General features: G+C 60.5%; 15 protein-coding genes, 1 tRNA gene and 1 riboswitch. Of the genes, 7 read left to right on the forward strand and 9 right to left on the reverse strand.

Features of this window, described 5'->3' with window-relative positions; all coding sequences use genetic code 11:
- The first annotated feature begins 10 nt into the window (after positions 1–10).
- On the forward strand, positions 11–817 hold the full coding sequence (gene iolB, locus ACR0KX_RS02315) for a 5-deoxy-glucuronate isomerase (RefSeq protein WP_170622340.1): 807 nt from the start codon (positions 11–13) through the stop codon (positions 815–817).
- Between the two features lie 45 nt (positions 818–862).
- Here iolB and ACR0KX_RS02320 read toward each other — a convergent pair whose 3' ends face one another.
- The 3 genes from ACR0KX_RS02320 to iolC are packed head-to-tail and all read right to left on the reverse strand — an operon-like array spanning position 863 to position 3,513.
- A complete protein-coding gene (locus ACR0KX_RS02320; protein ID WP_170622341.1) occupies positions 863–1,702 on the reverse strand; it encodes a class II fructose-bisphosphate aldolase in 840 nt (279 codons plus the stop codon).
- The gene (locus ACR0KX_RS02325; protein ID WP_170622342.1) at positions 1,699–2,535 is read right to left on the reverse strand and encodes a 5-deoxy-glucuronate isomerase; all 837 of its coding nucleotides are present in this window, start codon (positions 2,533–2,535) and stop codon (positions 1,699–1,701) included. Before ACR0KX_RS02325 ends, ACR0KX_RS02320 begins: the two co-directional genes overlap by 4 nt.
- A gap of 9 nt (positions 2,536–2,544) precedes the next feature.
- A complete protein-coding gene (gene iolC / locus ACR0KX_RS02330; RefSeq protein ID WP_170622659.1) occupies positions 2,545–3,513 on the reverse strand; it encodes a 5-dehydro-2-deoxygluconokinase in 969 nt (322 codons plus the stop codon).
- A 125-nt stretch (positions 3,514–3,638) separates the two neighbouring features.
- On the opposite strand from iolC, the gene ACR0KX_RS02335 reads away from it, so the two are divergent.
- Both ACR0KX_RS02335 and ACR0KX_RS02340 read left to right on the forward strand, forming a co-directional pair.
- On the forward strand, positions 3,639–4,742 hold the full coding sequence (locus ACR0KX_RS02335) for a Gfo/Idh/MocA family protein (RefSeq protein WP_170622343.1): 1,104 nt from the start codon (positions 3,639–3,641) through the stop codon (positions 4,740–4,742).
- A 36-nt stretch (positions 4,743–4,778) separates the two neighbouring features.
- Positions 4,779–5,912, forward strand: coding sequence for a Gfo/Idh/MocA family protein (locus ACR0KX_RS02340; RefSeq protein WP_170622344.1), 1,134 nt, complete (start codon positions 4,779–4,781; stop codon positions 5,910–5,912).
- On the opposite strand, the gene ACR0KX_RS02345 is transcribed toward ACR0KX_RS02340, so the two are convergent.
- The 6 genes from ACR0KX_RS02345 to ACR0KX_RS02370 all read right to left on the reverse strand — a co-directional run bounded on the left by ACR0KX_RS02345 (position 5,913) and on the right by ACR0KX_RS02370 (position 10,456).
- Complete coding sequence (locus ACR0KX_RS02345; protein WP_170622345.1) at positions 5,913–6,914, reverse strand: LacI family DNA-binding transcriptional regulator; 1,002 nt, start codon at positions 6,912–6,914, stop codon at positions 5,913–5,915. It abuts the gene before it with no gap.
- Positions 6,915–7,061: 147 nt separating this feature from the next.
- Positions 7,062–7,961, reverse strand: coding sequence for a metal ABC transporter solute-binding protein, Zn/Mn family (locus ACR0KX_RS02350; RefSeq protein ID WP_170622346.1), 900 nt, complete (start codon positions 7,959–7,961; stop codon positions 7,062–7,064).
- The gene (locus ACR0KX_RS02355; protein ID WP_480707799.1) at positions 7,958–8,860 is read right to left on the reverse strand and encodes a metal ABC transporter permease; all 903 of its coding nucleotides are present in this window, start codon (positions 8,858–8,860) and stop codon (positions 7,958–7,960) included. The genes ACR0KX_RS02350 and ACR0KX_RS02355 overlap by 4 nt, the downstream gene beginning before the upstream one ends.
- The gene (locus ACR0KX_RS02360; protein ID WP_170452197.1) at positions 8,853–9,611 is read right to left on the reverse strand and encodes a metal ABC transporter ATP-binding protein; all 759 of its coding nucleotides are present in this window, start codon (positions 9,609–9,611) and stop codon (positions 8,853–8,855) included. Before ACR0KX_RS02360 ends, ACR0KX_RS02355 begins: the two co-directional genes overlap by 8 nt.
- Positions 9,611–9,745 (reverse strand): hypothetical protein, encoded by a 135-nt coding sequence (locus ACR0KX_RS02365; RefSeq protein ID WP_480707800.1) that lies wholly within the window; start codon positions 9,743–9,745, stop codon positions 9,611–9,613. The genes ACR0KX_RS02360 and ACR0KX_RS02365 overlap by 1 nt, the downstream gene beginning before the upstream one ends.
- Positions 9,746–9,957: 212 nt before the next feature.
- Positions 9,958–10,163: riboswitch (cobalamin riboswitch) on the reverse strand.
- Positions 10,164–10,372: 209 nt separating this feature from the next.
- A tRNA-Tyr gene (locus ACR0KX_RS02370) sits at positions 10,373–10,456 on the reverse strand.
- 116 nt (positions 10,457–10,572) lie between these two features.
- On the opposite strand from ACR0KX_RS02370, the gene rlmB reads away from it, so the two are divergent.
- The 4 genes from rlmB to ACR0KX_RS02390 all read left to right on the forward strand — a co-directional run bounded on the left by rlmB (position 10,573) and on the right by ACR0KX_RS02390 (position 12,869).
- A complete protein-coding gene (gene rlmB / locus ACR0KX_RS02375) occupies positions 10,573–11,346 on the forward strand; it encodes a 23S rRNA (guanosine(2251)-2'-O)-methyltransferase RlmB (RefSeq protein ID WP_480707801.1) in 774 nt (257 codons plus the stop codon).
- A complete protein-coding gene (locus ACR0KX_RS02380) occupies positions 11,306–11,641 on the forward strand; it encodes a hypothetical protein (RefSeq protein WP_480707802.1) in 336 nt (111 codons plus the stop codon). Before rlmB ends, ACR0KX_RS02380 begins: the two co-directional genes overlap by 41 nt.
- A 151-nt stretch (positions 11,642–11,792) precedes the next feature.
- Positions 11,793–12,200 carry a YHS domain-containing (seleno)protein gene (locus ACR0KX_RS02385; RefSeq protein WP_480707803.1) on the forward strand — a complete coding sequence of 136 codons (408 nt, stop codon included), beginning with the start codon at positions 11,793–11,795 and terminating at the stop codon, positions 12,198–12,200.
- Positions 12,201–12,398: 198 nt separating this feature from the next.
- Positions 12,399–12,869: a CoA-binding protein gene (locus tag ACR0KX_RS02390; RefSeq protein WP_480582324.1), complete on the forward strand. Its 471-nt coding sequence runs from the start codon at positions 12,399–12,401 to the stop codon at positions 12,867–12,869.
- Position 12,870: the final 1 nt, after the last annotated feature.

The following is a 12,870-nucleotide window of genomic DNA, read 5'->3' on the forward strand; positions in this document are numbered from 1 at the left end:
GGAGAACAAAATGGCAGATCTGCTCAAGAAACCCTTCGGCACGCGCGGCAAGGTCCACGATATCACCCCGGCCAGCGCCGGGTGGCGGTATGTCGGGTTTGGTCTCTATCACTTGCGGGCCGGTGACACCGCGTCTGAGGTCACCGGGGATCGTGAGGTCATTCTGGTCATGGTCGAGGGGAAGGCACAGATCACGGGGGCCGGGCAGGATTGGGGTGTTCTGGGTGACCGGATGAACGTGTTCGAGAAGACGCCACCGCATTGCCTGTACCTGCCGAACGGAACCGAATGGGAGGCCGTGGCACAAACCGACTGCGTCATCGCCGTCTGTTCCGCGCCGGGCAAAGGCGGGCACGCCGCGCGTCGCATCGGCCCCGATGGCATAACCTTGACCGAACGCGGCAAGGGCGTAAACACGCGCTATATCAACAACATAGCGATGGAGGCCGAGGACTACGCCGATAGCCTGCTGGTGACCGAGGTCTTCACGCCAAACGGCCACTGGTCGTCCTATCCCAGCCACCGTCACGACGAGGACGACTACCCCCGCATCACCTATCTGGAAGAGACCTATTACCACCGCCTGAACCCGTCCAACGGCTTCGGCATTCAGCGGGTCTATACCGATGACGGCCAGTTGGATGAAACTATGGCGGTGTCTGATGGCGACGTCGTGACCGTCCCGCGCGGCCACCACCCCTGCGGCGCGCCCTATGGGTTCGAGATGTACTACCTGAACGTCATGGCCGGGCCGCTGCGAAAATGGCGGTTCGTCCCGGCCCCCGAGGTCGAATGGATCATGGAGCGTGACGCTTAGCGCCTGCTGGATACCGGGCCCCGCCATTCCGGGGCCTTTTTGCTTCTATCGCTGCGACGGCGCACCAAAAGCGCGGATCACCATGCGAGCAGCAGCCTCGACGGGGTCATGCGTTTCCTTCAGGATGGTCACGCGGTCGAACCTGTCGGGGTCTGCATTCACGGCCTCGCGCAGGGCCTGACCAAAGGCCATGCGCAGTTCGGTTCCGATGTTGAACTTGCAAATTGCGGTCTCGCGGGCGAGGCGCGCGCGTTGTTCGACCGGCACGCCTGAACCACCATGGATGACCAGTGGAACCTCGGTCATGGCGTCGATCTGGCGGATGCGGTCTTCGTCGAGCCCGCCTTCCTTGTTTTGCTGTAAATGGACATTGCCGACCGAGATCGCCATCGCGTCCACGCCGCTGTCGCGGGCGAACTGCGCAGCCTCGGTCGGGTCGGTCCCGTTCGAGCCTTCGCCGCCGGAATAACCCACGAACCCGATCTCGCCCTCGCAGGAAATGCCTGCCGCGTGGGCCATCTCGGCAATTGCGGCAGTCTCGTCGATGTTCTGCTGCAGGGGCTTGCGCGATCCGTCGAACATCAGCGAGGTAAAGCCGCTGTCCAGTGCGATCTTGCACTCCTCAAACGTATAGCCGTGATCCAGGTGGGCCACTACCGGCACCGAAGCGTTCTCGGCCAGATGCCGGAACATCTTACCCAGAATAGGCAGGGGGGTGTGCTCGCGGCAGCTGGGTCCGGCTTGCAGGATCACTGGGGCATTTTCGGCGTCGGCCGCGGCCACATAGGCGCGCATGTCCTCCCAGCCGAGGGTCACAAGCCCGCCCACGGCATAGCCTTGTTCGTAGGCCGGTTGCAGGACGTCTTTCAGTGTGACGAGGGTCATTTGAACTTCGCGATCATGTCTTTGATGCCTGGAATCGTTTCGATCTGATAGGCATGCGTGGGCTGAAAATACTGCACCAGAGACCGCTGGCTAAGACCGCCGAGGATGGTGAAATAATACATCTCGTACCCCGGCAGCACGCAGCAGGGGTGATAGCCCTTGTCGATGCAGATCGTCGAGCCATCGACGATGTGATAGGCATCGCCCGGCTCGTTGTCCTCGCGCTGCAGCATTTGCAGGCCCGAGCCCCAGTTGGGCTTGAAGCGGAAGTTATAGGTCTCGTCATGGCGCGACTCGTCCGGCAGGCGGTTGGTGTCGTGCTTGTGGCTGGGGAAACCTGACCAGCCGCCCTGACCAACCGTGAACAACTCGCTCACCAGCAGGCGACCAACCTTGTCATGTTGTTTCTGGCCAAGGATGTGCTTGATTTTACGATGGGTTTTGGTGTCATCGCTGCCATATTGCACAAGGTCATGTTCGCGCACGTCGAACGGATCCAGCACCTTGTCGAACTTCGCGCCTGCGATGAAAACTTCGGCCTCGTCGGACACGCAAACCAGTTGTGCCTTGGCCCCGACCGGAACGTATACGCCCTCGGGCTCGCCATCCCAGACATCCTCGCCCCGGTTGCCCAGTTTGGGGAATTGCACCCCTTCGACATCTACATCCACACTTCCGGTGGCGGGCACGATGCAGGTCTCATACCCCGGTACCTGATATTCGAACGCCTCGCCACGGCGCAGTTTGACGATGTTGAAATAGTTCAGCGGCACCGTCGGATCGTCGGCATCCACAATGGGTTTGTTCTGGTTGTCATAGGGCGCGATGTGCATGGGAAACTCCTATGTGGTCGGGCCGGGATGATCGGCAAGGAACGCATCCAGTTCCGGGGTTGTGGGCATGGCGGGCGCGCAGCCGGGATTGGAAACCACGATGGACGCACAGGCTGAACCGCGCAGGACGGCCTGTTGCAGCGAAGCGCCAGCAGCGATCGAGGCCAAAAGCCCGGCCATGAAACTGTCACCCGCGCCAACGGGTTTGATCGCATCGACCGGGTAGATGCCCGTTTGAATCTCTTGCCCGTCGGTCAGGGTCACGGCACCCTTTTCGCCCATCTTGTAGATGACAACCCGGCCCGGTTTCGAGGCCAGTTCCCGGGCCTTGTCGAACCCTTTTTCGATGCCACCGGCCATGAAACCGAATTCTTCATCATTGCCGACGATCAGGTCGCTGGCCTCTCCGGCGCGGGACAGGACATCGGCGGCCACCTCGGGTGAGGGCCAGCTATAGGGCCGGTAATCGACATCGAAGATCACCGGCAACCCGGCTTTGTGTGCATTGTCAAAAGCGCGGAACGTGGCGCTTCGGGAAGGTTCCGAGGCGAATACCGTTCCGGCGGACAGGACAGCCGAGAATTCCCCATAGTTGACCCGGTCCACGTCATCTTCGGTCACCTGAAAATCGACGGCCCCGTTGCGATAGATGACGTTCTGGAAGTTCTCGGTCCGGCTTTCATACAACGCCAGAGAAGTGCGATATTCGCCGCCCAAAACGCGAATATAGGACGTATCCACCCCGTAATGCCGCAGCCGGTTCAGGCAAAAACGCCCGATTGCGTCATCCGAGACCGAGGTGACCAGCGATGCCTGACTGCCCAGCTTGACCAGACCCGCGCAGATATTGGCCGAGGATCCGCCAAGATCGGCGTGGAACGTCTCGGCATCTTCGCTTTTGACGTTGATGGGATCGGCAAACAGGTCCATGCCAGCACGCCCGAAAACTGCAAAACGGTTCCCTTTGATACCGTCCATCAAAGCGCTCACGTCATATTCCTCCGGCTTAGGGGCGTCGGCAAAGTTTGGACCTTGCGTTGAATCGATTCACACGATACTGATTTTGCAACCGGTTGCAAATGATATGTTCGGAGCCGTGACAGATGCCTGAAATCGGAATTGGAATCGTTGGTGGCGGCTATATGGGCAAGGCGCATTCCGTTGCCATGTCCGCCGTTGGTGCGGTGTTCAACACGGCGCTCAGACCTCGGCTTGAGGTGATTTGCGCGTCCACGCCAGCAAGCGCCGAGCGGTATCGGGAAGCCTATGGGTTTCAGCGCGCGACCCATGACTGGCGCGCTTTGGTCGAGGACCCAAAGGTCGAGGCTGTGGTGATCGCGTCCCCGCAGGAAACCCATCGCCAGATCGCCGAGGCAGCTTTTGCTTTGGGCAAGCCGGTTTTGTGCGAAAAACCGCTGGGTGCGTCGCTTGAGGACAGTCAGGCGATGGTCAACGCTGCCGAGGCTGCGGGTACCGTAAATATGGTCGGTTTCAACTATATCCGCACGCCTGCCAGCCAGTACGCCCGCCAGTTGATCGCCGAGGGCGAGATTGGCAATGTCACCTGGTTTCGGGGCGAGCATACCGAGGATTTCTATGCTGACCCGCAAGCCCCCGCCACATGGCGCACGACGGGGATGGCCAATGGAACAATCGGTGATCTGGCCCCGCATATGGTGAACGGCGCGATGGCTTTGATCGGACCAATTGCGCAGGTCATGGCCGATGTGGAAACCGTGCACCGCACCCGCCCCGGCGGAGAGGTCACAAATGACGATCACGCGCAGATGATGTGCAGGTTTGAAAATGGCGTGATGGGGAACCTCTATTTCAGCCGCGTCGCGACGGGGCGGAAGATGGGCTATGCCTATGAGATTTCGGGAACAAAAGGCGCGATCCGCTTTGATCAGGAAGATCAGAATGCCCTATGGCTTTATCGGCGCGAAGGGCCCGAGGCGCAGCGGGGATTCACCAAAATCCTGACTGGCCCGGCACATCCGGATTACGAACCCTTCTGTCAGGGACCCGGCCACGGCACCGGCTATCAGGATCAGATCATCATCGAGGCCAAGGATTTCCTGCGGGCTATCCACACAGGCGAAGCGATCTGGCCCACATTCCGCGACGGGCATCAGGTCAACCGGGTGCTGGCGGCGGCGCTGGCTTCCTCGGACCAGCGGCAGTGGAAAAACATCAGCGATTTCTGATCGCTTAACGATACAATCGATAGAGAGACCAAGACCATGGCAAAGCTGAAATGGGGCATGATCGGCGGTGGAGAAGGCAGCCAGATCGGGCCCGCCCACCAGTTGGGCGCGCAGGCGGACGGGATGTTCGAATTCGCCGCAGGCGCGCTGGATCATCGGCCCGAGGTGGGCCGTGAATATGCGCAACGGTTGGGTATTGCTGCCGACCGCGCTTATGGCAATTGGCAAGAGATGCTGGCGGGGGAGAAAGACCGCGATGATCGCGTCGATCTGGTGACGATTGCCACGCCAAACTCGACCCATTTCGAGATCGCCAAGGCGTTTCTGGAAGCCGGGTTCAACGTGCTGTGCGAAAAGCCGATGACGATGACGGTTGAAGAGGGCGAAGAGATCGTTCGCGTCGCAGAAGCCTCGGGCAAGATCTGCGCGGTCAACTATTGCTATTCGGCCTATCCGATGGTTCGTCAGGCCCGCGCCATGGTACGGGCGGGTGATATTGGCAAGGTCCGTCTGGTTGTCACCAATTTCAGCCATGGGCACCACGGCGATGCCACGGATGCCGACAACCCGCGCGTGCGCTGGCGCTACGATCCGGCGATGGCGGGTGTCTCGGGCCAATTCGCGGATTGTGGCATCCACGCGCTGCATATGGCCAGTTTCATCTGCGATGACGAGGTGAAGTCCTTGTCCGCTGATATGGCCTCGACCATCTCCAGCCGGGAACTGGAAGACGACGCGATGGTGAATTTCCGGATGGAAGGCGGCACGGTCGGGCGGCTGTGGACTTCATCCGTTGCCATCGGGCGGCAGCACGGGTTCGACATTCAGGTGTTCGGCGAAACCGGTGGGTTGCGCTGGGCGTCCGAGCAGCCGAACCAGTTGATTTACACGCCTGTCGGTGGGCGCACCCAGATCATCGAAAAGGGCGAGGGCGGGCTGCACGATGAAGTGCAGCGCCTGTCGCGGGTGGCGATTGCGCACCCCGAAGGCTTTCCGCTGGCCGTGGCCAATATCTACTGCGATCTGGCTGACGCGATCCGGGGCGAGACGCGCGACGGCTTGCCCGGCGCTGCGGATGGGGTGCGGTCTATCGCGGCAGTCCACGCCGCTGTCGCGTCCGGCAACGAGGACGGCGCTTGGAAAGACGCCCGCCCGCCGATGTTTCGCTGATCAAGGGCGGGGCCGCCGCAACGTGCCCCGCTCGATCACCCGACAGGGGAAAATCCGGGCCTCAGGGTATCTCTGAGGCTCTTTCAGCATCTCCTCGACCAGATCAACGGATGAGGTGATGATCTGCTTGATCGGCTGGTGAATGGTCGTCAGATCGACGCTTTCCCACCGGGCCATTTCCATGTCGTTCAGGCCGATGACGCCGATGTCCTTGCCGGGTTTCAGCCCATGATCCTTGAGCGCTGACAGCGCACCGATAGACAGGATGTCGTCGCCGCAGAAATACCCTTCGGCGGGTTTGCCTTGCAGCAGGCGCAGCATTTCCGCGCGCCCCGCCTCGAACGAATAGTTGTCGGCGAAGGAATGCGACACGTCCAGGTCGGGGTGCTGATCGGTTTCCTCAATGAACCCCCGATACCGATCCATGGCCGAGGTCGCATCTTTTGGCCCACCGAGGTAGCCGACGCGCTTGTACCCGCGCGAAACAAGCTCGCGCGCCGCCATGCGCCCGCATTCAACGTTATCGATGCCGACCACATGCACCTCGGGCGAGGTCGCCGACCGTCCGAAGGTGTGCACAACCGGCACGCCCGCATCGTGGAACGCTTTGGCAAAACTGGGGGGCAGGGTTGATGACGCGACAATGACCGCATCGACTGAATACTGACGCAGCATTCGCACGGAATTGGCAGGCTCGGTCTCGTCCGTCAGGTTTACGATCAGCGGGCGCAAGCCGCGCTCCTGCAGCGCGCGGGTGAACTGGTCGAACACCTCAAGAAAGATCGGGTTGTGGAAGTTGTTGGAGATCAGGCCGATCAGCTTGGTCCGCCCGGTCGTCAGCGATGAGGCCAGCGCATTTGGGCTGTAGCCTAACTCACGCGCCGCTTTTTCAACCTTACTGCGCGTCTTGGCCGAGACCGAGGCCCCTTCGGTAAAGGTTCGCGAAACGGCGGATCGGGACACCCCGGCAAGCGCCGCAACATCTTTCAAAGTCACGCTCACAGGGCGTACCGTTCATGCGGTTGGGGTGTGGGTGGGGTCGCGATAATCATTGGGTTTGATTATGCACTATTGCGAAGCGGCTGCAACCGGTTGCAACCTGCCTGAGGTGGTACGAGGCGGCTTGAAAACCGCCTCGACCGGGTATCATCAGCTCGCGCCTTGGGTTTCCAGCGCAGTCAGCAGCGTGCCCAGATTATGCTGGAACATCGCCAGATAGCTTGTGGCCGGGCCACCACGCTCGGACAGGGCGTCCGAAAACAGACGGCCACCGATCTCAATACCGGTTTCGTCCGAGATCTGCTGAACCAAGGCCGGGCTGGTGATGTTTTCAACAAACAAGGCTGCCGCACCTTCGGCTTTCAGTTGGTCGATCAGAACGGCCAGTTCCTTGGCGGACGGCTCGGCTTCGGTGTCGATGCCGACTGGCGCCAGGAAGGTCATGCCATAGGCGTCCGCCAGATAGCCGAACGCGTCATGGGCAGTGACGACAGTGCGGCGGTCTGCGGGCAGGTTCGCCAGTTTGGTTTTGGTTTCGGCGTCCAGTGCCTCCAGCTTGGCGATATACGCGTCGGCATTGGCGGCGATTTCATCCGCATGCTCGGGCATGGCGCCTTTCATCGCGTCCGCCACGTTGGTCACGTAGATCACGCCGTTCAACAGCGAGTTCCAGGCGTGGGGGTCAATTGCACCGTCGACCTCGACCGGCGTGATGCCGTCGGTTGCGACATGCACGGTGGCTTCGGTGCCCGATTCCGCGATCAGCGTGTCGGACCATGTCTCAAAGCCCAGACCGTTGACAAAGATGATGTCCGCTTGGGCCACGGCCTTGGCGTCCGCAACCGATGGCTGATAGACATGCGCGTCCGCATCGGGGCCAACGATTGTGGTCACTTCGGCCAGATCGCTCACGACCTCTTCGACCATGTCGCCGAGGATCGAGAAGCTGGCGACGACCTTGACGTGGTCTTCGCCTGCATAGGCTGGCAGGGCAACCAGTGCGAGGGATGCCGTGGCAATACCGGAATAGAGGGATTTCATAAGAGTCATTGAGCTCTCTCTTCTTGTGGAACTTGCGCAACGGGGATGTCTTTCGAAACGGACAGTTTGCGCAGCCGTCCGCCAAAACCAAGCGGCCCGAAGATGGCCGAAAACAGGAAGAACCCGCCCGCGACCAGCACGATGGCCGGGCCGGATGGCGTGTCGGGGAACAGGTAGGACAGGGTCAGACCGATCCAGCAGCTGGACAGGGCAAAGATGAAGCCCAGAACCAGTTGTGCCGTGATGGTGCTTGCCCAATACCGCGCGGCGGTTGCGGGCAGGATCATCAGGCCGACGGCCATCAGCGTGCCCAGCGTCTTGAACGCGGCCAGCAGGTTCAGAACCAGCAGCAGCATAAAGCCCTGATCGACCAGCCAGGGGCGGCGCGTCTGGGTTTCGAAAAACACCGGATCGCAGGTGCTGACAATCAAGGGGCGCAGCAGGACAGCAAAGGCCACCAGCGTCACGGTCGCGACCCCACCCACCAGCATCATCGACGCATCGTCAATCCCCAGGATCGAACCGAACAGGAAGCTTTTCAGCGGAACGGCGGATCCGGCTGCGGATAGAATGAATATCCCCACCGCCAAGGCGATCAGGTACAGCGAGGCAAGGCTGGCATCGCTGCGCAGGATCGTCCGGCGCGCCAGCAATGCCGTCAGAATGGCCACGCCGACGCCTGCAATCAGCCCGCCGACCAGCAGCGACATGACCGACAGACCTGCCGTCACGAACCCGATGACGATACCGGGCGTGATCGCATGGGCCATGGCTTCACCCGCCAGAGACAGGCGGCGCAGGACAAGGAATGCCCCCACCGGTGCGACCGAGGCCGACAGAACGGTGGTCGCCACAAAGGCGCGGCGCATGAAGGCAAAGCTCCACATTTCGGTAAGCAGATCAAACACGGGCATGCTCCGATGCTGAAGGGTTTCCACGGAACATCCACGAGGCCTGACTTTCGGACAGATACCCCTGCGCGACCAGCCGGTCGGGCGTCAGGACGTCATTCACCGGACCATGGGTCGCTTCTTGCCCGCCCAACAGCAGGGCATGGCTGCAATGGTCCAGAACCGATGACAGGTCATGCACGACCAGCACAACGGCGCGGCCCTCATCCCGCCAGCGGCGGATGATCGTCAGCAGATGCGCCTCGGTGCTTTGGTCAACGGCGGCAAAGGGTTCGTCCAGCAGGATCAAAGGGGCGTCCTGCATGATGACACGCGCGAACAGGGCGCGCTGAAGCTGGCCACCCGACAGCATGTGAAGCGGACGGTCGGCGATGTCCAGAACCCCGGCCTCGTCCAGTGCTGCGGTCATCCGGTCGCGCGCGGCGCGGTCCAGACCGGATCGGAAGCCAAACCCACGCCAGGCCCCCATCGCGGCCAGATCGCGCACGCGGATGGGAAAGCGGCGGTCAAACTCGGTCATTTGCGCCAAATAGCCGATGGCGCCGGGGCGGCCATTGGGCCAGTTCATGCTGCCCGAAAGCGGATCCAGCAGACCCAGCAGCATCTTCACAAACGTGCTTTTGCCCGACCCATTGGCCCCCAGAACGGCCAGAGTTGTGCCGGCTTCAATATCCATGGACAGGCGACGGAACAGCGTCAGATCAGGGTATCCAAGCGTCAGATCGCGGAGTTGCAAGACAGCCGTCATCACAGCACCACGTAAATCGCAAGACACAACACAGCCGACACGGCCAAAGCGCCAGCAATCAGCGCCACAACGCTGAATTCGGTTAGGCAGCGCCCTCGTGCACCCGAGTCGTCATGGGTAATGTGCCGCGTCATCGGGATACCCCAATGGCTTGCGCGCAAACAGGGGTGTTGCAGGTCACCGGGGCAACGGTCACCTGATGCGGGTTGCAGGGTGGAAATTCATTTGTTTGCAATGACAAAAGCATCGCCTCCTTCGCGAGGTCGAGGGCAAAGCGAGTGCAAGGTTTTGGACGGCACAGGCCGTTTGAAACATTGTCATCTCCCTCTGGGACACCCCGCCCAGGTTCATTCAAATTCGGATGGCAGGTCTCCTGACTTGCGGGTCAACGCTGTCCCGATCCTTCCCAGGCAAATGCCCAGTGGACGATCTCGGGTCGCTCGCCGCCTACAGTTGCGGGGGCAGTCACGGAATTGGCTATGGGGCCGCACCGTATTCCCTTTTATCCCTACGCGCAGAACGCGGTCGGGAACCATCGCGGGCGACAGAACACGAAACACCTTGATTCGACAAGAGCACGTTCTAGAACGTTGTTGTTATCGGACGCGCCGGTTTCGACGGGCAATAGAGCTTCGTGGCAACTTGTGGCATAAAAAGCGTGGTTTTGGGGCGGCGGGTCCGAACGGAGATCCGCAAGCGAAAAGGCCTGCCAAGCGTACGTTATAACCGCGCATTGCGTTGATTTCATGTATATGGAGAAGTGGTGGGCGACCCTGGAATCGAACCAGGCGTGCGTCTCCGCGAGGGAGTTACAGTCCCCTGCCACACCTTGCGGCCTGTCGCCCACTGTCAGGCGTTGCACCTGACGTGGAGGCGTGATTACTAGCGCACCAAAGGAGCGTCAACAGGAAAATTCCGCTTTGACGCAGGAAACCGAATTCCCGGCCCGGAGGCCCCCAAAATGAAAAAACCCAAGTGGGTTGTCGAAAAGGAACAGGCGCGAAAAGCCGCTGCTGCAGAGACCGTTTGGTTGTTCGGCCTTCACGCCGTACGCGATGCTCTGATGAACCCCAAACGCCAAAAACTGCGCCTGATCGTGACCCGAAATGCCCGCGACAAACTGGCCGAAGCCATTGAGTTTTCAGGGATCGAGGCCGAGATGGTCGATCCGCGCAAGTTCACGGCACCCATCGATGCAGGCTCGGTCCATCAGGGTGCGGCGCTTGAGGTCAAGCCGCTGGAGTGGGGCGGTCTGGCTGAAAACTGCATCGGGCGCGAACACCCGCGCGTGATCCTGCTGGACCGGGTGACCGACCCGCATAACGTGGGGGCGATTCTGCGCTCGGCCGAGGTTCTGGGCGCAAGCGCCGTGATCGGAACGCGGCACCATTCGGCCCCTGAAACCGGGGCGCTGGCGAAAACGGCCAGCGGCGCGTTGGAGCGTCAGCCCTATCTTCGGGTGCGTAATCTGGCCGACACGATCACCGAATTGCAGGAAATGGGCTTTCTGGTGCTTGGGCTGGACGGTGAGGCGCAAGAGACGATCGAAACCGCCCTGGGCGATCAGCGCGACCGGCCCGTGGCCCTGGTGCTGGGCGCCGAAGGGCCGGGATTGCGGCAAAAGACCAAGGAAACGGTTGATCAGCTGGTGAAAATTGACGCATCCGGCGGGTTCGGGTCCCTGAACGTCTCAAATGCGGCGGCAATCGCCTTATATGCCTCACGTCACCATTGAACAGGAGAGCGTCATTTCCGGACCATCCAAAATCGCCACCTGCTGTTACTGCGGGACCCGGGCTGCGCTGATTCTGACCGGTAAGAACCGGCACGAGTTGAGCTGTTCCAATTGCGGCGCGCCGTTGCATGACCTGAAGAAGCTGCCAAAGCGCAAAGTGGCAAAGCCCAGGCAGGAACGCACCGCAATCAGCCATGTTGCCCCGCCCAAGGCACGCAAGAAAAAAAAGAAGAAAAGCGTGTTGTATCGGGTGCTGGACGAAGCCTGGGACGTGATCGAGGATATTTTCGACTAAACTGCAACCCAGGCAGCACAGGCGTTCACAACCGCGTCAACAGGGGTTCCCGAAGCGTCAAAAAATTGCACTTTGATACTCTCGATTCTCAGTTGTGGGTTCCGTGATGCTTTGTCGTCGCTCCATCTTTGGTGCAATATTTGCTTTGGCCTTGGCGCCTGCCGTTCAGGCGCAGGATAAACCTGTCTATTTCGCGACCGAAGGGGCCGCGATGGCGGGGTACGATCCCGTGTCTTATTTTGACAGCGACGTTCCGATTCAGGGTCAGCCGACGATTGCCGTGATGTGGAAAGGGGCCGAATGGCATTTCGCGTCGCAGGAAAACCGCGAGCGTTTTGAAAGCAATCCGCGCGCCTATGCGCCGCAATTCGGTGGGTATTGTTCCTACGCGATGGCCAAGGGTGTGCTGAAAAGCACCGACCCGATGGCGTGGCAGGTGGTAGATGGCCGACTGTACCTGACGCATTCGCCGGAAATCGAGCAGATCTGGCAGCAGGACAGGTCGGAATACATCCAGATGGCCGAACAGAACTGGCCGGTGGTTTTGTACGAGGAATAGGCCGGTTTCCGCTTTTTGTGAAAAGTCATCACAAAAAAGAAGGCCCCCTCTTTTTTTCATCCGGATCATGCTTAAATGTCACAGTGACCGCGGAACGGAACTGCCGCGGGTCATTTCACTGTCCCTCGTTCCAACAACTGGCGCCCAAGGCTTCTTGGGCGCTTTTTTCTTTTTGCGGTCTGTGCTTAGGATGCCGCTATGCCTGACTATTCCGATGATCATCTGAAAGGTATCCTGCAGTGCACCAAACGTGTTGCTGTTGTCGGCGTTTCGATGAATCCTGTGCGGCCCAGCTATTACGTGGCGCGCTACCTGTCGCTGAAGGGGTATACCGTGATCCCTGTCAATCCGGGCCACGCGGGCAAGGACCTGTTTGGTCAGACAGTGCGCGGCAGCTTGGCCGAGATTTCCGAGCCCGTCGATATGGTGGATATCTTCCGACGGTCCGAAGCCGTTCCGCCGATTGTGGATGAGGCGTTGGAGGTCTTCCCCGATCTGCAGACCGTCTGGATGCAGATCGGCGTCGAACACGCCGAGGCCGCTGCCAAAGCGCAGGCGCGCGGCGTTGAGGTGGTGATGAACCGTTGCCCGAAGATCGAATATCAGCGCCTGTTTGGCGAGTTGCGCATGGGTGGATTCAGCACCGGCATCATCTCATCCAAGCTTTAGC

Source organism: Ruegeria sp. BG5 (assembly GCF_056538425.1).